We start from the raw sequence: 23,620 nt of genomic DNA, 5'->3' as shown, positions 1-23,620 counted from the left end.
GATTTGAACATGATTTACACTACAATTTTATCAGTTAACATTAACACCAGCAATTTTAGAATACCTTCTGCTTATTTAAAGCGTGAGGTTGAAATAGATATTTATGCACCTGAAGGCATTTTAGGTAATGAAAAAATAGAACTTCTTCTTTTAAATGATGGACAGGATGTAGCCAAAATGGATTTTGCTAAAATCCTTCAGAATGCACATCATAATAAGAGAAACCACCGGTTAATTGTTGTTGCCATTAAAGCATCAGAAGATCGGTTGATGGAATACGGTGTAGCGGGTGCTCCTGATTTTAAAGGCAGGGGAGCCAAAGCAAATTTGTATACTGATTTTGTGATTAAAGAACTGTTGCCTTTTGTAAAAAAGAAAATCGCGATGCCAATCACTGGTAAAGTAGCATTTGCTGGTTTCTCATTAGGTGGGTTATCTGCCTTTGATATCGCCTGGAATAATCCTTCTGTTTTTGATGCGATAGGAGTTTTCTCTGGTGCTTTTTGGTGGCGGAAAAAAGATTTGGCTGATGGCTACACTGATGCAGATCGCATTATGCATGCCTTGATCGATTCTACTTCAACGAAATCAGACATGAAATTCTGGTTGATGACGGGTACTGAAGATGAAAAGGCAGATCGCAATAAAAACCTGATCATCGATTCAATTGATGATACAATTGATGTGGTTAAATCACTGCTAAAAAAGGGTTATAAACGCCCTGAAAACGTTTTTTATTATGAAAGAGTTGGTGGAAAACATGATGTGCCGACCTGGGAAAGTGTAATGCCTGCGTTTTTAGATTGGGCATTTGAAGTTTAGCAATTCTTATTTATACTTTTGAAAAATCGGCGTATCGAAAATGGTCCAAAGGCAAGCCTTTTGGTTACTGGCTTTTAGTCCATTATTAGCCCAGGTGTTGCAGGTTTTAAGTATACTATAGCTGCCTATAGCTTCATAGAAAGCATCTGTTTGATCGTAATGAATACTGGTTTTAATATGGATGAAATTTCCGTTTTGATCTTTGCTAAAACTTGCAGAAATATACTCAACCAGTTGCTGGTATTGTGCTTTACTGATGTGTAGTTTTTTACAATGCTGATCTTCTACAACGGTTTTGTAAAACGTTATATGCATTGCAGACTCGCTTAAACCAGAAATTGCCCGCAACGCTGTGCTGATTTTTAAATCTGAAAATTCTGGAGTTTCCAGATAAAATTTTTTATCTCCCCAACCAAAAGCTAAATAATTGTAACTGCTATCTGCTGCTAAGGTATGGCTATATTTTATTTCACGGGTCCAATCTTGCAGTGAGTTTTTTGACGGTACCACAATATCAGTGTGGATACCGTTGGTCATGATATAAATAGTTATATCTTCTGAATTGCTGGCTTTGTTATTAACTGAAATCCGCGACAAAGTAAAAGCAAGCAAAAAATAAAAGGTGATTAAAGAAAGAAACCCTATTGTAAATCTCGCTGTATATTTTAAAAACCTTTTGCTCATCGCTATCCATGCAAATATAAATAAGGTAACGCTTTTATAAATATACAAATCCTAACTAAACCTTATATCAATGAATATGGTAAGATGTTGTGATGTAAGCAGCGGGCTTATATGAGTAAAAATTTACCGCACTTACTTTTCAACTTAAAAATGAGATAATTGCAACATTATCATAGCATTAATTAGTGAGACGTATAGTTGAAAATCCATTTGTAAACACTATCTTTGCGCCAAATTTGAGGCGCATTTTATGCAAAAGATTAGAAATATAGCTATTATAGCACACGTTGACCACGGTAAAACCACTTTGGTTGATAAGATTTTACACTCTTGTTCTATTTTTCGTGACAACGAACAAACAGGAGAGTTGATATTGGATAACAACGATTTAGAGCGTGAGCGTGGTATCACAATCGTATCTAAAAACGTTTCTGTTCAGTACAAAGACGTAAAAATTAACATTATCGATACACCTGGTCACGCGGATTTTGGCGGTGAGGTAGAGCGTGTATTGAAAATGGCCGATGGTGTACTTTTACTTTGCGATGCTTTTGAAGGTGCAATGCCTCAAACGCGTTTCGTAACGCAAAAAGCTTTGGCATTAGGTTTAAAACCTATCGTAGTTGTAAACAAAGTTGATAAAGAAAACTGTCGCCCGGAAGAGGTTTACGAACAAATTTTCGAATTATTCTTTAACCTTGAAGCAACTGAAGAACAATTGGATTTCCCGGTAATTTACGGTTCATCTAAACAAGGATGGATGAGTACTGACTGGCAAAAACCAACTACTGATATTTTTGCTTTGTTAGATGCTGTGGTAGAAAATATTCCTGCGGCACCAATTAACGATGGTACTTTACAAATGCAAATCACTTCGTTAGATTATTCATCTTTCGTAGGTCGTATTGCAATTGGTCGTGTTCACCGTGGTACAATTAAAGAAAACCAACCTGTTACTTTAATTAAACGTGATGGCAAAATTGTTAAATCAAGAGTAAAAGAACTTTATACTTTCGAAGGTCTGGGTAAAGTTAAAGCTACTGAGGTAAGTTCGGGCGATATTTGTGCCGTTGTAGGTATTGATGGCTTTGATATTGGTGATACCATTGCTGATTTCGATGCACCAGAGCAATTACCAGTAATCAGTATTGATGAGCCAACAATGAACATGTTGTTTACCATCAATAACTCACCTTTCTTTGGTAAAGAAGGTAAATTGGTAACTTCTCAACGTATTAAAGACCGTTTGATTAAAGAAATGGAGAAAAACCTGGCGTTAAAAGTAGTTGAAACTGCTTCTCCAGATTCGTGGCTGGTTTATGGCCGTGGTATTCTTCACTTATCAGTTTTAATTGAAACGATGCGTCGTGAAGGTTATGAGTTACAAGTAGGTCAGCCACAGGTTATCGTTAAAGAAATCGATGGTAAAAAACATGAGCCGATTGAAACTCTAATTGTAGATGTACCTGCTGAAGTTTCTGGTAAAGTAATCGAATTGGTAACTCAACGTAAAGGTGAGTTGTTAATTATGGAGCCAAAAGGCGATTTACAACACCTGGAATTCGAAATTCCTTCTCGTGGAATTATCGGTTTACGTAATAACGTTTTAACTGCAACAGCAGGTGAGGCGATTATGGCACACCGTTTCAAAGCTTATGAGCCTTGGAAAGGTACAATTCCTGGTCGTTTAAATGGTGTATTAATCTCTATGGATAAAGGTACTACTACTGCTTATTCAATTGATAAATTACAAGACAGAGGTCGTTTCTTTGTTGATCCGGGAGTTGATATTTACGAAGGACAAATTCTTGGTGAGCACATCCGTGATAACGATTTAGTGATTAACGTTGTTAAAGGTAAAGCCTTAACCAACATGCGTGCTTCTGGTACTGATGATAACACACGTATTGCACCGGCGATTAAATTCTCTTTAGAAGAATCTATGGAATACATCCAGGCAGATGAGTATATCGAGGTTACACCTGCAAGTATGCGTTTACGTAAAATCTTCTTAACAGAACAAGAACGTAAAGTTAAAGGCAAAAACTTCGCTTAAAGCTTACAATTCTATCCCCCGGGAAGAATTTAAATAACATAAGCCCATTTCTTAATAGAGATGGGCTTTTTTTATTGGGCAAAATCATAGCGCTTCAATTTTTCTGATACAGAGAGGCGCCTGTGTGATATCAGAAATACTTCTGCTACTCTATAAGAAAAGCAGTATCCGGTTTGATTTTTAACGTCAGTCCTTCTTTTCGCTATATCTTTTCGGCTTAAAACTTACCAAGCTAAATTCAGTTTCTGCGGAACTGCAAAAGTTTTTAGCCAAAAAGTATACCGCTGCAATAAGGTTTAAAGCACCTGTAATAATGCAATTAATCAGGTGGCTGGCAAAACTGTTTAAATTAATCAAGAGCATAATTTTCTGTCAGTAAAATTTCAAACCATCGCTGTCAATAAAAATCTAACATTTTGATGGCATAAGTTTTTTCGCTCATTTTTAGCTTTGCAAAACAACTAATCTGGTATGATTAAAAAGGGCATTTCCCACCTGGGAATATTTTTTTTAGGCGTATTATCCTTACTACCGTTATCTATTTTATACGTTTTAGCTGATGGAGTTTATGTGTTAATCTATTATTTTTTCGGTTATCGTAAAAAGGTAGTTCGAGAAAATTTGCTGCGGGCTTTGCCTGAAAAATCCCTCCCTGAAATAGAAGCCATCGAAAAAAAATTTTTCAAGTACTTAACTTCGCTCATTTTCGAAATTTTGAAAATGAATCATATCTCAAAAAGGGAAATAGAAAAAAGGTATGTGTTCAGGAATAAAGAATTTTTACAAGCTTATTTAGACAGGGGTGAAAGTGTATTGGTTTGTTCGGCACATTATGGCAATTGGGAATGGGGTACTATGGGTATCGGACTCAATTTCCAGGGCGATCATTATCCAATTTACAAGCCATTAACTAACCCTGTTTTTGATGATTGGTTTAAAAAAATAAGGAGCCGTTTCGGAAACAAGATGATTGCCATGCGACAAACTATGAGGGCATTGGCAGCGAGTAAAGGGAAGCCTAGCATTTTCAGTTTTGGAAACGATCAGGCACCATCAAAAGATGAATCTCACTACTGGACTACCTTTTTGCATCAACAGGCATCTATTCAACTTGGTATTGAAAAAATCGCGAAGAAAACCAATCGACCGATATTTTATTTCAAAGTCAAAGTGTTAAAGCGAGGCTACTACGAAGTAGATTGTGTGCCACTTTGCTTAAATCCGTCAGAAACACAGGAGTTCGAAATCACAGAAATGCATACCCGCTTTCTCGAAGAAATTATCAGGCAAGAACCCGAATATTGGTTATGGAGTCACCGCCGCTGGAAATATCAGCCCAGAACTAAAACAAGTGTTTTCCCCAAAAAGCAAGATCATCAAGAGGTCTAATATTTTATATTTGTCGGTATAATCAATACCCGATGAAAATTTTTAAAAGAGCAATCACCTGTGTTTTCCTATCTATTGTTTTGCTCTTCGCAGGTTTATTCATCTGGCATCCCTACCTGACACGGGTTTTATGGTATCGTACGCCTAACGCAACTACTTATAAGGCATTTCCGCAGGAAACCATAAATAAAAGTGATTCTGCCTTCCACTTCTCTCGCATTTCCAAGATGAGAAATGACTTGGATGCGCTGAAAGTTCGTGATGGCGACAAGAAATTGACTTCTTTTTCTGATTATTTTGAACAGGGAAGGTTAAATGCTTTCATCGTGATTCGAAATGATACTGTTTTATATGAGAAATATCGTATCGGTTATTCAGACAGTACATTAACAACCATATTTTCAGGTGCAAAAAGCATGGTTTCGATTATGTTGGGGCAGGCTTTAGCAGCCGGAAAAATCAGAAGTTTAAATGATAGAGTAACAGCTTATCTTCCTGAATTAAAATCTAATCCTGCTTTTGAAAATATAACGTTGAAACATCTTCTGGAAATGAAATCGGGTTTGGATTTTCAAGATGCATTGGGTGGTGTTGTTAAAGCTTTTTTTTCAGATGAGGCCAAATATTATTACACACACGATATGAAAGCTGAGTTGATGAAAGTTAAGTTGGTGAATAAACCCGGCACCGTATGGAAATATAAAAGCATTGATCCGATAGTGTTGGGCTGGGTTTTGGAAAAGGCCTGTGGCAAATCAGTTGCGCATAATTTTGAAGAAAATATCTGGCGGAAAATTGGGTCAGAGCACCCTGCATCTTTTGGTCTGGACCATCCAGGTGGCCTTGCCAACACCGCAAGTAGATTTCAGGTTACTGCCATTGATCTCGCTAAAATCGGTCGCTTGTATCTTCATCATGGAAAATATAATAACAATCAAATTGTTCCGGCAGATTGGGTAAAACAGTCTGTTAACATTGGTAATGAAAAACCGGCTTCGGCTAAGGGTTGGCAGAAATCGGCCCATCATTACCTTTGGTGGATTCCTCAGGAAGGCGATAATGGAGATTACGCTGCGGAAGGGATGTTAGGCCAGAGGCTTTATGTAGACCCAAAAACAAATACGATTATTGTTCAATTTGCCGACCACGGCGCAGGCGATTATCCGTACAGAAAAATAAGCCGATACTTAGCGGGATTGCCTTTCAGTTATCCGTAAAACTCATTTTAACTACAAGAACGCAAAGAAATATTCGAAAGGACGCAAAGTTTAACGTTTAGCTTAGCGCTCTTTGCGCTTGCTTTTAATTTCTTTGCGGTTAACTTTTTAAAATGCTACATTGCTTTTCCATGGAAAACGAAGACGTAAAAATCCTGAAAAAGAAACCGATTTTTCCGGTTACGCCAGCGCTGCAGAAATATTTGCGTACTTACCAGCGTGAGGCGAAATTACCAATCGGTTATAACGATTTAATGCAATTTAACGAAGCTTTCCCTTTGATGGATAAGTTTGGAAAGGATTCGCTTTGGGAAGGGCCAATTTATGCGCAAGATCTGATCGAAACCCTTCACAATGGCTTAAAGGAAATCTATGCGAACTTAAAGGCTTCCGGAAATCTTCGTATCGTTGAACATAAATACATCGATAAAATTGAATATTGTACGTTCGGAAACACACACCCTTTTCGCATTCGTATTGTAAACCGATTAAATGATGTTTACGATTATTTCTACATCAAAAAAGCTGACGCCTCCCGTATTTACGGTTTAGAAATGGAAGAGATTTTATCGCCAAATCAGGTAAATTATTTAGTTGATGGCGATACTTTGGTAGAAGAACATATTGCCGGAATACCTGGCGATGTATTTACAAAGGGACAATTGTATACACCAGAATTTAATCCCACACGTATTGCCAAAGAATTTGTAAAATTTAACGAACGCTGCTTAATTATGCTTTTAGGCGATATGCGGGCGTATAATTTCGTGGTCCAAATTACCCCTGATTTTGATGATATTCAATTTCGCATCCGGGCAATCGATTTTGATCAGCAGTTTTACGAGGGGAACTTGAAAGTTTATTTGCCGCAATTTTTTAAGGAAAATTTGCCTTACGTAAAAATGAGCATGGAACAGCTCACCGAGAAAACTGTTCTTCAATATCAACAGGAAGAGCGTTCATCAATTGTTCATCGGGTTCGGAGTGAGCGGCATCGTTTAACTGATCTTCGGGATGTATCGAACAAAGAGGAATTAACCACGCCCGAGAATATCGCCATTTTGAAAAAAAGTATGAGCGAATATTTTAAGGATACGAACTATTTAAGGTGCAAAAACATGACTGATATTATCGAACTGAATATCAAAAATATCATTCGCCAGGTTAAGCTATAAATGAAAACGGTTGACAAAATTGCCAACCGTTTCTTTGAGTGAATTTAGAAAGAGCGTCCAAAACGTTTAGGCGTGTTGTCCCTCGTGTACACCTTCTGCAAATTCCTCAACAATTTTATCATTAAAGGCAGGTAAATCCTTTGGTGTTCGGCTGGTTACCAAACCCTGATCTACCACCACTTCTTCATCACTCCAAATTGCACCTGCATTAATTAAATCTTGCGAAATGTTTTTTACTGATGTGAGTTTTCTACCTTCAACAACTTCAGCATTAATTAATGTTTGCGGTCCGTGGCAAATCGCAGCAACAGGTTTTCCATCACTAAAAAATGATTTTACAAATGCAATAGCATCTTCATTTACGCGTAAGTGATCCGGATTAATCACGCCTCCTGGAAGAAGTAGTCCATTATAATCGTCAGCATTTGCTTCTGAAATGGTTTTATCTACATCAACTTCTATCGACCAATGGTCGTGATCCCAAGCCTTAATTTTTCCACTTTTTGAGGAGATGATGTGAACGGTTGCACCCTCTTCTTTTAACCTTTTTACTGGTTCGGTTAATTCTACTTCTTCAAATCCGCTTTCTGAAAGAACAGCAATAGTGCGGTTACTTAATTGTCCCATAATCTTTTTCTGTTTTTAATAAGTATATATTAAAGACAGAATTTACGGAAAATTTGTTTTTAGAAATTTGATTGAATAACGAGTGTTGTTTCTGTATCTAGTTCATTTCTATAAAATACGTCGTAAATTACTCTGCTTACAATAGTTTTAACAGGTTGTGCATCTTTAAAAGATGTCAGAGAAAACTTTAACTGAAAATATTCTTTTGTTTTATTTCTTTTGAAGCCTAATGATTTCAGCAACCTTTTTTTATCCTTTGGGAAAAATATTTCATTTCCAATTTGCTCATCTGGTGTAATTGAAATAATAAGATTATTCTTCTTGCATTTAAATTTAAGATAAAGATTTGAGCTCTTTTTAAGATGGAACACAAAGGATAAAATTTTACCATAAGCCAAATCAAATATGGCGTCATCAAATTCTTGTCCATCATAAAATGGAATTACCTTCTGATTACTCACCATGTTTAACCTGACTTTAGTTTTCGCTATTTGCTCATCAGCATACCCTGAAATCAGCGGTCTTAACGTTTTAAGTCTATCATAATATCTGATCATATTCTCCAACTCTGTTTTTTTTGGGTTAAGATGGATCTTTTATTGAATTGAGAATCAGTAGTTGATGATTTGCCATCGCAATGCCTTGTTGAAATTTATGAGCCCCTAAGTAATCAAAATCTTCTAGGCAATCATTTAGGCACTTTGTTAATTCTTCTCTTTCATCTTCATAAGCTGCAATTAGTTCGTTAAGTTCCTCATTCATAACTTAGTCATTCGTTCTTTGATGTTTAACGAAATAGAAAGCCAAATTAACTGCAATAATAATGTGATTGATAATATTTGGAATTAAACCGTAGTATTTGGTAAAGATGTTAAACCGTTCTTTGAGGCTTTCACGGTGTTTTTTCTTACTCATTCCGCCAACCAGATATTTAGCAACATACCTATGAACGTTTACAATACTCGATGCTTTTTTTGCGGCTTTAATAATCCAATCAATGTCTGAACTATATTTATAGCTCAAATCGTAAGGCGCAACAATACTTCTTTTAATATAAATGGCTTGGTGACTAATGCTCATTCCGTATTTAAAGCTTTTCCAGTCAAATTGTTCTGGTGCTTCGTGTCGTCTTCGGCCAAGGCTCTGCCAATTATCATTATACATTTCGGTTTCTCCATAATAAATGTCAGCACCGGGAGCAGAATCAAAAATATCCTGTACCGTATGCTCGTCAAAAATTTCATCGCCTGAATTCATGAATAACACATAATCGCCCGTGGCTATCGCCAAACCCTTGTTCATGGCATCGTAAATCCCTTTATCAGGTTCTGATACGATTTTAGAAACCTTGCTTCTGTATTTTTCGATAATAGCTAAAGTGCCATCAGTCGATTTTCCATCGATAATAATGTACTCAATTTTTGGATACGTTTGGTTGAGCACAGAATTAATCGTTCGTTCAATATCCCGAACGTTATTGTAAACGATAGTGATGACAGTTAGTTTAGGCAAGGTTAGATCTTTTGAGTCGCTATAAATTTAATAAAGATTGCCTGATATTTAATAGCTGGAATAAAAGGAAATGTGAAATTTGTTTATTGTAACTATTCCAGCCCAAATGTAATAGCCTGTAAACTAATTATATTTAATTATTACTTCGGCTGTAAATCAATCAAGGTTTCGTACAAATGAATGTGTTCGGCAGCAATAACTTCCTCCGAGAAATCGGTTAAAATACTCAATCTTGCTGCCTTTTGCACTTCTTCCTTATTTGGACGATGATACAACCATTCAATTCCGTTCGCCAAATCTGCAGCATTTTCATATTCAGCCAGATAACCGTTTTGCATGTGCTTCACCATATCAGGAATTCCGCCAGTAGTAAAAGCAATAACCGGCGTGGCGCAGGCCAAACTTTCCATTACCGTGTTGGGTAAATTATCTTCTAACGATGGAGTAATGAACGCATCGGCAGCTGAGTAGCATTTCGCTAAATGATCATCTTTATTAATGGTTCCTAAAAAAGTCGTTTTGAACGGAAACTCCGGCATTTCAGCATTTTCTTTATTACCAAAAATAACGAGTTCGATATTTTCTTTTTTTAATCCAGGTCTGCGGGATAAAATTTCCAGCGCTTCGATTAAGTATGGCGTTCCTTTATGTTTGTCGTTTTTCGAAGGCATAAAACCACTCATCAGCACAAAATGATCAGGGTTGATCTTGAGTATCCTCTTCGCCTCTGCTTTTACGTAAGGTTTAAAAATTTTGGTTTCAATGGTATTTGGAATAACAGTGGTTTTTCGGGTACCCAATAAACTGCTAAATTTAACAGATTTTGCCATCCAGTTGCTTGGCGACACAATGTGAAAGTTTAATTCGCCATAGGCTTTTTGTTTGCGCAACCAGGTTTTATGAGAAATATCGTTATCACTGCTAAATTTTAGAATCGGGCAGTTTCCACATTGATGATGAAAATTTTCGCATCCATAACGTACATGGCAGCCGCCGGTAAAGGCATTGCTATCATGAAAAGTCCATACGATTGGCTTCTCCAGTTCATCTAACTCTGCTAAAAATTTAGGGGTAAGGAAACCATGATTCACCCAATGAAGATGAATAACATCAGCACTTTTAACCTCTGGGTGATTTTTGATTGATCGGCCAAACCATTGCAAGCTAAAAGGCGTCTTTACCGATTTACTTAACCATTTGGCATAATACCGTTCTGATAGAATGTTAAAAACTGCAGCCCCTTTTTGAATCGGCGATTTGCTAAAAGTATCAATGTCAGGATTTTGTCCAAACTTGTAATACACCAAAACTTTTGAATCAATGCCACTTGCTTTCAGGGCATCACTTAAGCGCAAACAGGCTCGTCCTGCTCCGCCATTGCCATCATAGGTATTTAGGTGTACTACTTTCAAATCAATCAAAAATACATTTATTGTTACGAATATAAAATCTGTTGTGTAAATTCAGCTTTCCAAAGCCAAACAAACAGAAATCATGATTAAATACCTGCTAAAATCGCTTACAGCAATGGCTTTTTTGTTGCCAAGCTATTCTTTCGCCCAGAATCAAACTTATTTCGCATCGTATCCTGCTCTAATGCCCGATGCACAAACAATAGTATTCAGTTACGATGGCGATATCTGGAAAGTTCCGGTTAAAGGCGGTGTCGCATCGCGAATTACCGCCATGCAGGGGGAGGAAATCAATCCAAAAGTTTCTCCGGACGGTAAATGGCTGGCTTTCTCAGCAAACCAGTTTGGAAATCATGATGTATACATTATGCCAATTAACGGCGGCGATATTAAACAGCTCACATTCAATGATGCTTCTGATGAGGTAGATAACTGGAGCTGGGATTCAAAAACGATCTATTTCACATCTGGCAGATACAATTCTTTCTCGAGTTATAAAGTTGGAATTACTGGCGGAACGGCAACCCGTTTGTTTGATAATTATTTTAATACTACCCACCACATTGCCGAATCGCCAACGGGAGAATTATTTTTTAATGATACCTGGGAAAGTTATCGCTTCACCAATCGCAAGCATTACAAAGGCGCCTACAATCCTGATATTCAATCTTACAATCCTAAAACCAAGACTTATAAGCGTTATACCGATTATATTGGAAAAGATTTCTGGACGAGCGTCGATCAGAAAGGTAATGTGTTTTTTGTTTCAGATGAAGGTAACGATGAGTATAATCTTTATACTTTCCTTGCCGGGAAAAAAACAGGTCTAACCAAATTCGAAACTTCTATTAAACGTCCTTTTGTTGCAGCAAGCGGAACAACAGTAGTTTTTGAGAAAGATTATCAATTGTATACTTATGATGTAGCTTCGAAAAAAACTGAGAAAGTAAACATCAGCACTTCAAGAAATCAGGTGCTAAGTAAAGAACAAGAATACGATGTTCGTTCAAATATTTCCGCTTTTGATGCTTCAACTGATGGGAAAAAGATAGCCTTTATTTCCCGTGGAGAAGTTTTTGTAAGTGATGCTGATGGAAAATTTATCCGCAAAATTACCAATAGCGGCGAAAGGGCAATGGAATGCAAATGGCTTGCCGATAATAAAACGATATTGTTTAGTCAGACCTCAAACGGTTTTCAAAATTGGTTTACCATTACCGGCGATGGGAAGGGAACGGTTAAACAACTCACCAAAGATAAAGCCAACAACCGGGATATTACCCTGAATAAAACCAAAACAATGGCAGTTTATTTAAGCGGAAGAAATGAGTTGAAGTTGATGGATCTCAAAACTTTCGACAGTAAAACTTTGGTAACTGATGAGTTCTGGGCCTTTCAAAACTCAGCACCAAGTTTCTCTCCGAACGATGAATATGTGTTGTTCACGGTTTACAGAAATTTTGAGCAAGATTTGGTTGTACATAACATTAAAGGCAATAAAACCATCAATTTAACCAATACCGGTGTAACCGAAACTGGTCCGGCATGGTCGCCAGATGGAAAATATATTTTCTTTACCAGTGCCCGTACCAAACCATCCTATCCAACGGGAATGAACAGTGCACATATTTATCGCATGGCGTTAAACAATTATGATGAGCCTTATCGCTCTGATAAATTTGATGATTTATTTAAGGAAACTAAGCCAACGGATGTAAAGCCAGTTGTGGTGATCACTAAAGATAAAAATGGAAAGGCAGACACGACTAAAAAGAAAATGGAAGTTAAGCCAACGCCAAAACCTGCCAATATAATAACCATTAATACACAAGATATTTTGGATCGTATTGAACTGGTAGGCCCGAGTTTTGGTGGACAGTATGGCACAGATGTGTTTGCCAAGGGCGATAAGACTTATGTTTTTTATTCTTCAAACCATGAGGGCGGAGCACCGGCACTTTACCGTACAACCATTGAGCCTTTCGAAGCCAATAAAACAGAAAAAGTTGCTGATGGAGGCGATTATTCCATTATTCAGGCTGGTGATAAGTATTACGTACTTTCTCGTGGAGTGATTAACAAATACACCTTAGAAGCAAATAAGCTTGATAAAATTGACCATGGTTACAAGTTTACCAGAAATCTTAACGCCGAATTTAATCAGATGTTTTACGAAACCTGGGTGGGTTTGGATGAGAATTTTTATGATGAGAAATTCCACGGTGTAGATTGGGATAAAATGAGAACACGTTACGCAGCTTACTTGCCTTACGTAAACAACCGTAGCGATTTAAGGATTTTGTTGAATGATATGCTTGGCGAACTGAATTCTTCGCACATGGGCTTTAATAGTTTTGGCGCAGAGGAAAAGAAAAATCTCACTTACATCACCAACGAAACCGGAATCATCTTTGATAATGAAAATCCTTTAAAAGTAGAGCGTATCGCAGCAAAAAGCAACGCATCTCGTACAGGAACCAATATTTTGGCCGGAGATATTCTAACCGAAGTAAACGGGATTAAGGTTGATGAAAAGGTCGACCGCGATTATTATTTTAGTAAGCCATCATTAGATAAAGAAATGACCTTGACTTTCGAGCGGAAAGGGAAGCAAGTGTATGTTAATATTCATCCTGAAAGTGCAGCAACCTTACGCGGAAATCTTTACGACGAATGGATTGCCAATAATCGTAAAAACGTAGATAAATGGGGGAATAATCGTATTGCCTATTCCTACATGAAAAATATGGGAGGCGGAGAATTAGAAGTTTTCTTGTTGGATATGGTGGCCCAGGAAGAAAATAAAGATGCCATTATTCTTGATTTGCGTTATAATACCGGTGGAAATGTTCATGATGATGTATTGAAATTCTTGTCTCAGCGACCGTATTTACAATGGAAATATCGTGGTGGTAAATTGGCACCGCAAAGTAATTTCGGCCCTGCGGCGAAACCAATTGTCTTGTTAATTAACGAGCAATCGCTGAGTGATGCGGAAATGACCGCAGCTGGTTTCAAGCAATTGAAACTGGGGAAAATTATCGGAACAGAAACCTACCGCTGGATTATTTTTACTTCTGCAAAGGGTTTGGTTGATGGCTCATCTTACCGTTTACCTTCGTGGGGATGTTATACTATGGATGGTAAAAACCTGGAGAGCGAAGGGGTTAAGCCTGATATTTTCGTAAAGAACACTTTCGAAGATCGATTGGCAGATAAAGATCCTCAACTGGAAAAAGCGGTTGCAGAGATTTTGAAAGACTTAAAATAGGGTTAACTGATAAGTTGTTTGAATTGGTTAATTGTTGGATAGCCGAACTATCTGCAATTAACCAATTTTGCGTTTATAGCTTCAGCTATTTTTGAATTACACAATTAATCAGTTTACACAGTTAACCAAATTTTCCGTTTCTTTGGCTTTGGAATTATTTTAAACATGGCAAATTTATTAACCGACAGGGCTTTTTGGGTAAATTATTGGGAAAGTAAAAAAGGACTTGCGGTACAACTCCCTCCTGATTATGTTTTTCATGGCCAACTAACAGATATTGTACATCAAAATCAAGTTCAAACTGCAATTGAATTGGGCGGCTTTCCTGGCTATTATGCGGTATTTTTAAAAAAATATCTTAAGCTAGATGTTACCCTTTTAGATTATTTTGTGCATCCACCCGTAGTAAACGAACTGCTGGAAAAGAATGGATTACAAGCGCAGGATATTCATATTATCGAAACAGATTTATTTAGTTACCAACCGGAGAAACAATATGATTTAGTGTTAAGTTGTGGTTTAATTGAGCATTTTAATGATACTGCCGATATCATTAACCGCCACATTGCTTTTGTAAAACCTGGCGGAACGTTATTTATTACTTTGCCAAACTTTAAAGCCGTAAATGGCTGGTTCCAAAAAAACTTCGATAAAGAAAACTATGATAAACACAATATCGATAGCATGAACCCAGCGTTATTGAAATCGATTTGTGAAACAGCTGGTTTACAAGAAGTGAAAGCAGGATATTTTGGCCGTTTCAGTGTATGGTTGGAAAATGAAAGTCAAAAATCTGCAGGCGTTCGTTTATTTAAAAAAGCGGTTTGGTTAACCGGCAAGATACTTACCCGACTGGTACCTGTAGAAAGTAAATCCTTATCTCCTTACATCGTTGTACAAGCTAAAAAACCTTTATAAACTTTTCTTATACAAGCCAATTTCGCTTAGTGTAATACAAACCGGAGATTTAGTAATGCTAATTTTTACTTTATTGCTTGTTACAGCTTGGTCCAGTTTAATCAATCGCTTTGCGCCAATACTGGTACCTTCATAAATTTTTTTCCAGCTATTATTTTCCAATATCTCAATCGTGTAAGCTTCAATTCTTTGCCCCAGTGGGATATATTCCTGGAGACTGATGATGTCGAAACTTTTAGGTGCTTTTAAGTCAATTTCGAGGCTTGCGTTAGAAGTGTCATCTGCCGTAGCCCAATACGTTTGTTTGTTTCCATCTAAAGCCAATGCCGGATTAAATTTTTTGCCACGCGAATGGCTTGAGTTGATGGTTGCTCCTTTAGCGAGGTTGTTGGAAAAGGTATTTTTTACTATTCTTCCGAAAGCTTTAAGGGCGGTAACATCATCATCATGAAGCTGTCCACGGGTATCAGGTGCTAAACCTAAATCAAGTCCTGCTCCACGGCCCACACTCTTCAGGTATAAATCGAAAAGCATTTCGGGTGTTTTTGGTTTTTCTGTTTCATGATAAAACCAGCCTTTACGAAGCGGAACATCGCATTCTGCAGGCATCCAAAATTTACCATTTCTAATTCCACCAGGGCTTTGCGGATAATTTGCCTGGCCCGGAACGGCCGCATTTTTTCCATCCGGTGCCATTGGAGTGAAGGTTGCCCATGAGGTTTCCGCAGCATGGCCATCTTCATTGCCCACCCAGCGAATATCTAGACCAATATCGCTAAAAATGTTGGCCATAGGTTGCATTTCTCTGGTGATGCCCCAGGTGTTGGTCCAATCGTAATATGTGGTATTATCTATAGAACGTTTTTCTCTCGCACCACCGTAATAGCCGTCGCCACCATTTGCACCATCATGCCAGCTCATAAAAAGCTCGCCATAATCGCTGTAAAGTTCTTTTAGTTGCGCCTGATAAACTGAAAGATATTTATTGGTGCCATATAGCGGATTATTACGATCCCATGGGGAACAATAAACACCAAATTTTAAGCCGTTTTTGCGGGCAGCCTGTTCTACTTCTTTTACTAAATTGCCTTTCCCGTTTCTAAAAGGGCTTTTGGTAATATTATAGTCGGTGGTTTTTGTTGGCCAAAGGGCAAAACCATCGTGGTGTTTGGCGACAAGAATGATGCCTTTTAAACCACCTGCTTTAGCCGCCTGTATGATTTGTTCTGCATTGAAATCAGTGGGGTTAAATGTTTTTGGATCAGCATCTCCAAAACCCCATTCTTTGTTTTCGAAAGTAGTAGGAGTGAAATGTATTAAACCATAAACTTCCAGGTCATGCCAGGCTAATTGCCTTTTAGATGGTAATGCACCATAAGGTTTGGGTGCGGTTTGCGCAATAACTTTTGAGGAAATCAGTAATAAAAGGATGAAAAACGGCTTCATATCTTATAGCTTGGGATAAGCCAAAATACAAAGAATTTCGATACTACTTCGAGAAATACTGTGCTAATTTCTCTCGTACAAAGCGCTTGATTCTGGCAGCCATATTTCCTTTTCTGCTGGCAAGGAATTTTTTGATAGTCTGATAAACTTTTTTATCCTCTTCAATTACGTCAGGAAATTTCGTGATTGGTTTTGGATTAATCACTACATTATAAATATCATTAATTCCAGAGTGAACCCCGGTACCATCATGGCCGATGTTATTGACTAAAGATTGTGACGGGTTTAACGTTAAACCACCTTTAAGAAAGATGGAGGCATACCAGCGAATTGCCCAGCTATTGTTTTTTCCTTTCTTAAATTCCTGCATTTGCTTCCAGAAATTCATCTTGTTCTCAATAGAAAAGGCAGCTCTTTTCTTTTTGTCGAACTGTTTCATTAAGGTATCAATGTTTGGCTCAAAGTTTTTCCATGCACGTCCCCAGGTTGCCCAACCCCAGCTTGTAGCCGCTCTATAAAAGAATGTTTGCGGCAAGTTTTCATCTTTCAATGGATACATGTATGCACCAATGTGCATGACTTTTTGATCATTGCGATAACGGTTAAGGGCATCGTTAAAATAGCTTAAAGTATGTGGAGAGCTAATCAGGTCATCTTCAAAAACAATCACCTGTTCATAATCGTCAACGAGCTTTGTAACCCCTTCAATTACAGAATTGGCAAGACCGGCATTGGTTTTACGCTCAAAAACCTTTACAGATTTGAATCCATCAACTTTATTAATAATTGCCCTTACTTTAGCCACTTTATCTTCATCTGCAGGCGATTTTGCTCCGTCTGAGAAAATAAATAATCTCGATTCAGTGGCCAGATCATTTTGCTGCAAAAACTTAATTGTTCGCTCGGTATGTTGAGGGCGATTGTAAACGAAAAGGGCTATAGGAGCGAGGTTTTGCATTGTTGATGTTATTTTACCACTTAAATAATGTAGGTTTGATTTAAGCCATAGCCTTGAAAAAATCGTTTATATAATTCGTTATTATAGATTTTCTGACCTTTACACTTTAATCGCCGCAGCGTTTATTTTGTAACCTAAATCTTTCCTCATTAAAAACATATATCGCTATTTAAATGATAACGGATGTATTTTTAAAAGGGAAATTTAACCTTTCTGATTTAAAAGAGCTTATATTTCTTTAAATTCTTATAGGGCAATTTTTTAAAATATATGTAGATTTTGATCTGATTTCTTAGTTAATACGGTGTAGGCATTTGCGAACTGTTCCTGTTTCTTCCTGCCTAGCAAGTTACCTAAGGTTTTTTTGATTTTGTATTCCAGTTCAATCTTCAGGTTTTTTGTAAAAGTTTTGGGTGCTTTCTTGTTTACAAATTCGTTAAATTTTACTGTTTCCGGAGCGGTCATCGAAACCTTATCTTCAAGGATATCCAGTCCTTCACTTTGTAATAAAAACCTCAATGAGGTTGGCGTATACATGTTGATATGCCCATAATCCAGGAAATGCTTCATCCGTGTATCTACACCAAAACGGTAATCTTTTGGTACCTCAACCACAATATATTTGGACACTCTTTTTAATTCACGGAGCAAAATGCGTTCATGCTCCACATGTTCAAGCACATGCGCAAGAACTACCAGATCAAAGCTGTCATCAGCATAGGGGATTTTATAACCATCAAAAGTTTGTGCTTCCTTAAGTCTGGCAAGTTTTCTACCGTTAATAATATCTACTCCACTTTGGGCTATTTCAATGGCGTAAAGTTCAGGTGCAAAATTCCATTCATTCAAAAAATGTAAAATACTTCCATCACCGGCGCCAACTTCTAAAACTTTTCCAGGTTTCAAGGCTTTACACACATCAACAATATTTTGCGCCTTATATTTAGCGCCAAGCATGCGCCAGGCTACATCGCTATTGGTATAAAAGTTATCGTAGGCTGTTTTTACTTCTTCGCTTAACATCATTTCTGAAGATTAAATTCCTAAACAGTTATCGGCCTTGTAAAAAACAGAAGTCGCTTTCTCATAGAACAAACCTGGAGAAATTCCGCTGAAACTAATTTCCTTGAAGCCTTGTTCTTTCAAAAATATTCGGGCTGGATCATAAACTTCACGTTCACTATCATCTAGCACAATAACACCATTTTTAGAAAGTGCTTCCAGGCTGTATTTGCAACATCTTACTCTGTCTCGCCCGTCTACAATGATAATATCGAATTTCTTGCCAATTACAGCAGCTTTTTTCGAATACTCTCCATCGCGTTGCAGCTCGCAGTATATCATTTCTGCGTTTGAAGGGCTGCTGCCTTTAACCTTATCGAACCAATTTTTATCATGTTCTACTGAAGTTACTGATCCTGCTTTTTCAGCATAGAAAATGGTAGAATTTCCAGAACCGTATTCGAAAATATGCTGTGTGTTATTGATTCTTTCTTTGATGAAATCGATAAAGGAATAAGTCACCCACGGAAGAGCCTTGCCATTTCCATCAACAGCTTGTTGTTGATCAAAAGCTGTAAACCAGCCAATGCTATTTAAATAACCTTTGTGTCCGTACGATAATAGTGCCTTTAACCTGTTAGGTTTCGAAAGTAGTGTGGCTAATGCTTTAAGTGTGCTCAACGTTTAAGTATTTTTTGAAATGCTGTGACCAAAAATAATGATTTTAACATCATTATTCCTTGCTGCCTGGTTTTTGGAATTAATAAGATGAAAAATGTTGAAATAAAACAAGCGATGAGTGTCGCGATAGAAGCGCCAATTCCCGCGTATTTAGGAATCAGCCAAAGATTAAGTAAAATATTTACTACAGCTCCAGCCGTAGTTCGGTAAAAAGCAATTTTTGTATATCCTTCAGCAATCAGATATTGTGAGCTGGCACTTCCTAAAAATACAAATATCCCAGACCAAATATGAATAGAAAGCATCGTTCCGGCGCCTTCATATTCATTTGAATACAATAAATGGATAATGAAGTTTGCAGTAAAACTGATGAAAATACCTACTGGTAGACAGATGTAAACAAGTAAATCGTACAGGTTTCCTAATCTTTTATGGTAACGTTCCAGATCAGTTTTTCTTGCATTGATAAGTGCTGGAAAAACAGAAGTTACGATCGCAACCGGTATAAAATACCAGGCCTCACTTAAATTAGCTGCTGCGCCATAAATTCCAACCGCTTTACTTCCTACTTCTTTAAGCATCACCACATCTATCTTCATGTAAATGGAAACCATCACTGCAGACAGAATAAGTGGAGATGACTGTTTCAGTAGTGATTTTGCTCTGCTGAAATCAAAATTCCAATCAAAAATATTAAAACCTCGCTTTTGATATACAATGACCAAACCCAGCGCCAAAATAAATCCATCAAACACTAAAGCAAGAACAATGTAAATCAAAGGAAACCCTAGATAAATTAGTATCAACTTAACAATGGCTGAGATTATCAAGCAAATATTTTGAACCTGAACTACATATTTCGACTGAACTTGAGATTGAAAATAGGCATCAATCACATTAAATGATTTGAAAAATGAGGCTAGGGCAAGCAATCCCACTATAATCGTCAAAGGCTCACCTGGATTTTTAGATATTTTATGGCTGATGTAGTAAATAGCCATTGCAACAGGAATAGCTGCGGCATTTGTAATGAGCCTTAACCATAAGGAAGTTCCTAAAATTTCATCTTTTTTGGAAGGCTCTTTTATAATTTCTCTGATGATGAAGGTATCTAGTCCTAAAGCACCTATTGCAGCTAAAATTGCTACCAATGAAAGGCCGAAGGTAAGATCGCCGAAAAGATCGGGTCCCAAATATCGGGCAATAAATAAGCCAACTACTAAACTTAATATCTTGCCAAACATTAACCAACCCGTATTTTTTAAATACTTGTTAAATGCCTCCTCATCAAAACCTTTTATGGTTGGTAATTTCATTAGCGCAAAGATGTAAAAAAATGTGCGTTAATTATGTGAGCGGTGCACCAACTGCAATGTCGCATCTGTGGCCAGGTTCCCCATGTTTTGGATTTAACTTTGCACCGGCCTGGCCTTCGGGTGCTTTAGCTTCATTTGGAAAAATTAAAGGTGCTTTAGTTTCTGCTTTATTTATCGTTTGCGCAGGTGTGGAACTTGCAGCTTGTACAGGTTTTGAGTTTAACGGCGCACCAACAGCAATGTCACATCTATGGTTAGGCTGCCCATGTGGCGGATTCATCCCTTTGGCAACTTTTGTATTAACGGTTTGCGCAACCACTGGCTGTGTCGTGCTGGTTTGAACAGCTTGAACTGGTTTTGAAGATAAAGGCGCACCAACTGCGATATCGCATCGGTGACCTGGTTCGCCATGTTTAGGATTTAGCTTTTCATTCCCCGTATCGGTATTTACTGGAATGCTTGCAGCCGCAGGTTGTACCTGAGTTATATTTTGTTGGGGCTGAGCTACCGCAGTTTGGTTTAAAGGTGCTCCCTCTGCCAGAGCACACGTATGACCTGGCTGACCATGTTTTGGATTAAAAATTAGCGTTTTAGTAGAGGTTTGTGCCGCTGCAACAGCTGATGTATTAGTTTTTTTGAAGTCCTTCCAACCCTGCCGGTGTAGTGATCACAGTTTGCTTCGCATCTTTTTGTTCACTGTTACATGAAAAAAACACGAAGATTGCCGGGAGGTAAAGGAGATTTTTCATAAAGCGCTGTGGTTTACCCAAAGATGATAAAATAATTTTAACGCTGAAAACTATCTTCGATCCTAATGAGCTGTTTTAAATGATGTTTCAAATGTATTTCAATAAAACGAAGCCATTGCCTCGAGTTTAAATAGCCCAAACGGGGATGTTTGGTTTTAACTTTCTGATCTGCACCGGCGACTGATGGATAAATATGCAACAATGAAGACTCAAATTCTAGAATAAAATCAAGTGCTTCGGCTTTGGTTATTTTCTTCACCCGGTCTGCCATGCGTTTTGGCACTTTATATTTTTGTGCCGGCGGAAAAGCGCCTAAAAACAAAATCACTTTAACAATAAAGTGTGTGGGCTGATCTTCGCCTTTGCCTTTAATGCAGTTTTCCAATGCAATTAATGAGAGTAAACTTGCATCAAAAATATGCGAATACACCTCGCTGTAGCTCCATCCGTTAATGGGTGGTGTCACCTGAAAAATTTCCTCGTCGTATTGAGAGAGTTTGGCTTTATAAGCGTCGACTATTTTATGTATAGAGGCATTTACTTTTGCAGGTGTCATTTCATAAAGATAAGATACAATTAGAATAACTGTAGTAATTCTTTCAGGTGAGTGATTTGATTTTTCACATCTGCAGGTTTATCTTTCTCCAATGGATTGAAGAAAATTGCCTCCATTCCGAAATTAAGCGCTCCATAAATATCGGCTTCCAAACTATCGCCAATCATAATACTTTCTTCTTTTGAGGCTTTTGCTTTATCCAGTGCGTATTCAAAAATAATCGGGTTGGGTTTATTTACACCAACATCTTCAGAAATAATCACATTTTCGAAGTATGGATTTAAATTGGATAGATTCATTTTAGTTAAAGTGGTTTCCTTAAATCCATTGGAGATAATGTGTAGGGTATATTTTTGCTGGAGATAAGCCAAAACATCTTCTGCAGCTTCAAATAAATTTGTTTTCGTTGGCGATATGCTTACGTAATCATCTTCAAACTGATGCGGCACAGCATCAGGATGGATTCCCAACTCAATAAAAGTTTTGCTAAATCGTTCGGCCCGCAAAAAATCTTTTGTAATTTTTCCTAAATGATAATCTGCCCAAAGCTGGTGGTTATTTTCAGTATATTTCAAAATGAAATCGGCACAGGAATTTAAGCCTATCTCATTTAATTTGTAGGTGTGATAAAGTTCATTGAGTGTTTCTTCGGCATTACGATCAAAATCCCAAATGGTATGATCGAGGTCGAAAAAAATGTGTTTTTTCATTGGAAATGATTTTTACAAAGGTAGGCTAATGTTCCAGATTTATAAATGGTCGTGGGTTTTCAAATTCAATTCCTCGATAAGTTCTTTGTCCATATATTGGTATTCATCTGGAATATTCATAATTACAATTTTCTTGTCTACAATTTCTTCACTGAACTTTTCTTCAATCCTTTGTTCGTGCTTTTTTTCCATCACAAAAATAAGGTCTGCCCAAATAACATGTTTTGCATTGAGTTTAATTCTTGCCGAGGGCTCAGTGCCTGCCGACCGTACCTGGTGCTCGGAGTGGTTTTTGTAGATGGTTTCTGCGGTAGCACTTCGCCATTTATTCCTGCTGCAAACAAAGAGAATCTTCATTTATTGCAATTATACTTTTTCTCCATAAGCCAAATCTCCGGCATCGCCTAAACCAGGAACGATGTATGATTTGCTGGTCATTTCATCATCAATGGCACCAAGCCACAGCTTTGCCTTTGGTAGGTTTGCTCGAACGTGCGCCACGCCCTCTGTACTGGCTATTGCTGCCACAATATGGAGTTCGGCTATTTTATACCTGTTCAATAATTCTTTGCAGCACATTACCATGCTTTGGCCTGTAGCCAGCATGGGGTCGGCCATAATCAATACTTTTCCATCTAAATCGGGCGAGGAGATGTAATCCATTTGAATCACAAAATCGCCGCTTTTTTTAACCTTACGGTATGCAGAAATAAAACAACATTCAGATTTATCAAATATGTTCAGCAATCCCTGCTGCAAGGGTAAACCCGCCCTTAAAATGGTAGCTAAAACAGGTTGCTGCACCAACACCTCACAAGGCGAAACCCCTAATGGTGTGGTTACCTCTCGGGTGGTGTAAGGTAAAGATTTACTGATTTCATATGCGAAAAACTCCCCGACACGTTCCAAATTTTTTCTAAAACGCATGGAATCCTTTTGGATGTTTTCATCTCTCATTTCAGAAATAAAAGTATTGGCGATGGATTTAATTTTACTCAGGTCGAAAATCATGATGTTTTATTGTTTTGGTCAGGCCAGGCCTGATGGTCTAAATTACTGTTTTGGGTTGAGAGTAAGTAACAACTTTATGGATATTTATGGTAGGCTAAATATATTATC

23 protein-coding genes are annotated in these 23,620 nt (G+C 37.6%); 7 read left to right on the top strand and 16 right to left on the bottom strand.

Features of this window, described 5'->3' with window-relative positions:
- The first annotated feature begins 9 nt into the window (after positions 1–9).
- Positions 10–822, top strand: a complete 813-nt coding sequence (locus ON09_RS03740; RefSeq protein ID WP_010599721.1) for an alpha/beta hydrolase — start codon at positions 10–12, stop codon at positions 820–822.
- Positions 823–828: 6 nt separating this feature from the next.
- On the opposite strand, the gene ON09_RS03735 is transcribed toward ON09_RS03740, so the two are convergent.
- Positions 829–1,506 carry a TIGR02117 family protein gene (locus tag ON09_RS03735; RefSeq protein ID WP_010599720.1) on the bottom strand — a complete coding sequence of 226 codons (678 nt, stop codon included), beginning with the start codon at positions 1,504–1,506 and terminating at the stop codon, positions 829–831.
- A gap of 250 nt (positions 1,507–1,756) precedes the next feature.
- On the opposite strand from ON09_RS03735, the gene typA reads away from it, so the two are divergent.
- The 4 genes from typA (at position 1,757) to ON09_RS03715 (ending at position 7,343) form a co-directional block, all read left to right on the top strand.
- Complete coding sequence (gene typA / locus ON09_RS03730) at positions 1,757–3,562, top strand: translational GTPase TypA (protein ID WP_010599719.1); 1,806 nt, start codon at positions 1,757–1,759, stop codon at positions 3,560–3,562.
- 471 nt (positions 3,563–4,033) lie between these two features.
- The gene (locus tag ON09_RS03725) at positions 4,034–4,951 is read left to right on the top strand and encodes a lysophospholipid acyltransferase family protein (protein ID WP_010599718.1); all 918 of its coding nucleotides are present in this window, start codon (positions 4,034–4,036) and stop codon (positions 4,949–4,951) included.
- A 32-nt stretch (positions 4,952–4,983) separates the two neighbouring features.
- Positions 4,984–6,168 (top strand): serine hydrolase domain-containing protein, encoded by a 1,185-nt coding sequence (locus ON09_RS03720; RefSeq protein WP_010599717.1) that lies wholly within the window; start codon positions 4,984–4,986, stop codon positions 6,166–6,168.
- A 131-nt stretch (positions 6,169–6,299) separates the two neighbouring features.
- Positions 6,300–7,343: a hypothetical protein gene (locus ON09_RS03715; RefSeq protein WP_010599716.1), complete on the top strand. Its 1,044-nt coding sequence runs from the start codon at positions 6,300–6,302 to the stop codon at positions 7,341–7,343.
- Between the two features lie 66 nt (positions 7,344–7,409).
- On the opposite strand, the gene ON09_RS03710 is transcribed toward ON09_RS03715, so the two are convergent.
- The 5 genes from ON09_RS03710 to ON09_RS03690 form a co-directional block, all read right to left on the bottom strand.
- On the bottom strand, positions 7,410–7,970 hold the full coding sequence (locus ON09_RS03710; protein ID WP_010599715.1) for a type 1 glutamine amidotransferase domain-containing protein: 561 nt from the start codon (positions 7,968–7,970) through the stop codon (positions 7,410–7,412).
- A gap of 59 nt (positions 7,971–8,029) precedes the next feature.
- Complete coding sequence (locus ON09_RS03705; protein WP_010599714.1) at positions 8,030–8,527, bottom strand: hypothetical protein; 498 nt, start codon at positions 8,525–8,527, stop codon at positions 8,030–8,032.
- A gap of 25 nt (positions 8,528–8,552) precedes the next feature.
- Positions 8,553–8,732, bottom strand: coding sequence for a hypothetical protein (locus ON09_RS03700; protein ID WP_029204089.1), 180 nt, complete (start codon positions 8,730–8,732; stop codon positions 8,553–8,555).
- 3 nt (positions 8,733–8,735) lie between these two features.
- Positions 8,736–9,482 carry a glycosyltransferase family 2 protein gene (locus tag ON09_RS03695; protein WP_010599713.1) on the bottom strand — a complete coding sequence of 249 codons (747 nt, stop codon included), beginning with the start codon at positions 9,480–9,482 and terminating at the stop codon, positions 8,736–8,738.
- 140 nt (positions 9,483–9,622) lie between these two features.
- Positions 9,623–10,894, bottom strand: a complete 1,272-nt coding sequence (locus ON09_RS03690) for a glycosyltransferase (RefSeq protein ID WP_039841805.1) — start codon at positions 10,892–10,894, stop codon at positions 9,623–9,625.
- Between the two features lie 82 nt (positions 10,895–10,976).
- Between ON09_RS03690 and ON09_RS03685 the strand changes: the two genes are divergently transcribed.
- Entirely contained in the window at positions 10,977–14,165 is a 3,189-nt protein-coding gene (locus ON09_RS03685; RefSeq protein ID WP_010599711.1) for a S41 family peptidase, read from the top strand.
- A 165-nt stretch (positions 14,166–14,330) separates the two neighbouring features.
- A complete protein-coding gene (locus tag ON09_RS03680) occupies positions 14,331–15,083 on the top strand; it encodes a class I SAM-dependent methyltransferase (RefSeq protein ID WP_010599710.1) in 753 nt (250 codons plus the stop codon).
- On the opposite strand, the gene ON09_RS03675 is transcribed toward ON09_RS03680, so the two are convergent.
- The 10 genes from ON09_RS03675 to upp form a co-directional block, all read right to left on the bottom strand.
- The gene (locus ON09_RS03675; RefSeq protein ID WP_010599709.1) at positions 15,078–16,529 is read right to left on the bottom strand and encodes an alpha-L-fucosidase; all 1,452 of its coding nucleotides are present in this window, start codon (positions 16,527–16,529) and stop codon (positions 15,078–15,080) included. The genes ON09_RS03680 and ON09_RS03675 overlap by 6 nt on opposite strands.
- A 43-nt stretch (positions 16,530–16,572) precedes the next feature.
- Positions 16,573–17,487, bottom strand: coding sequence for a glycosyltransferase (locus ON09_RS03670; protein WP_010599708.1), 915 nt, complete (start codon positions 17,485–17,487; stop codon positions 16,573–16,575).
- Between the two features lie 261 nt (positions 17,488–17,748).
- Positions 17,749–18,513 carry a class I SAM-dependent methyltransferase gene (locus tag ON09_RS03665; protein WP_029204088.1) on the bottom strand — a complete coding sequence of 255 codons (765 nt, stop codon included), beginning with the start codon at positions 18,511–18,513 and terminating at the stop codon, positions 17,749–17,751.
- A 9-nt stretch (positions 18,514–18,522) separates the two neighbouring features.
- Entirely contained in the window at positions 18,523–19,170 is a 648-nt protein-coding gene (locus ON09_RS03660; RefSeq protein ID WP_010599706.1) for a class I SAM-dependent methyltransferase, read from the bottom strand.
- Complete coding sequence (locus ON09_RS03655) at positions 19,167–20,486, bottom strand: flippase (RefSeq protein WP_010599705.1); 1,320 nt, start codon at positions 20,484–20,486, stop codon at positions 19,167–19,169. The genes ON09_RS03660 and ON09_RS03655 overlap by 4 nt, the downstream gene beginning before the upstream one ends.
- A 31-nt stretch (positions 20,487–20,517) precedes the next feature.
- On the bottom strand, positions 20,518–20,805 hold the full coding sequence (locus tag ON09_RS25850) for a hypothetical protein (protein WP_010599704.1): 288 nt from the start codon (positions 20,803–20,805) through the stop codon (positions 20,518–20,520).
- 467 nt (positions 20,806–21,272) lie between these two features.
- Positions 21,273–21,791 carry a DinB family protein gene (locus ON09_RS03645; protein ID WP_010599703.1) on the bottom strand — a complete coding sequence of 173 codons (519 nt, stop codon included), beginning with the start codon at positions 21,789–21,791 and terminating at the stop codon, positions 21,273–21,275.
- A 20-nt stretch (positions 21,792–21,811) separates the two neighbouring features.
- Positions 21,812–22,501 carry a YjjG family noncanonical pyrimidine nucleotidase gene (locus tag ON09_RS03640; RefSeq protein WP_010599702.1) on the bottom strand — a complete coding sequence of 230 codons (690 nt, stop codon included), beginning with the start codon at positions 22,499–22,501 and terminating at the stop codon, positions 21,812–21,814.
- Positions 22,502–22,540: 39 nt separating this feature from the next.
- Positions 22,541–22,858, bottom strand: coding sequence for a low molecular weight protein tyrosine phosphatase family protein (locus ON09_RS03635; protein ID WP_010599701.1), 318 nt, complete (start codon positions 22,856–22,858; stop codon positions 22,541–22,543).
- Positions 22,859–22,867: 9 nt separating this feature from the next.
- Entirely contained in the window at positions 22,868–23,512 is a 645-nt protein-coding gene (upp, locus tag ON09_RS03630) for a uracil phosphoribosyltransferase (protein WP_010599700.1), read from the bottom strand.
- Positions 23,513–23,620 lie beyond the last annotated feature (108 nt).

The sequence above is a fragment of the Pedobacter agri PB92 genome (genome assembly GCF_000258495.1).
In the GTDB taxonomy this organism is placed as follows: domain Bacteria; phylum Bacteroidota; class Bacteroidia; order Sphingobacteriales; family Sphingobacteriaceae; genus Pedobacter; species Pedobacter agri.
The sequence above is the reverse complement of the archived record's forward strand: the minus strand, read 5'-3'. Positions and strand labels throughout refer to the sequence as shown.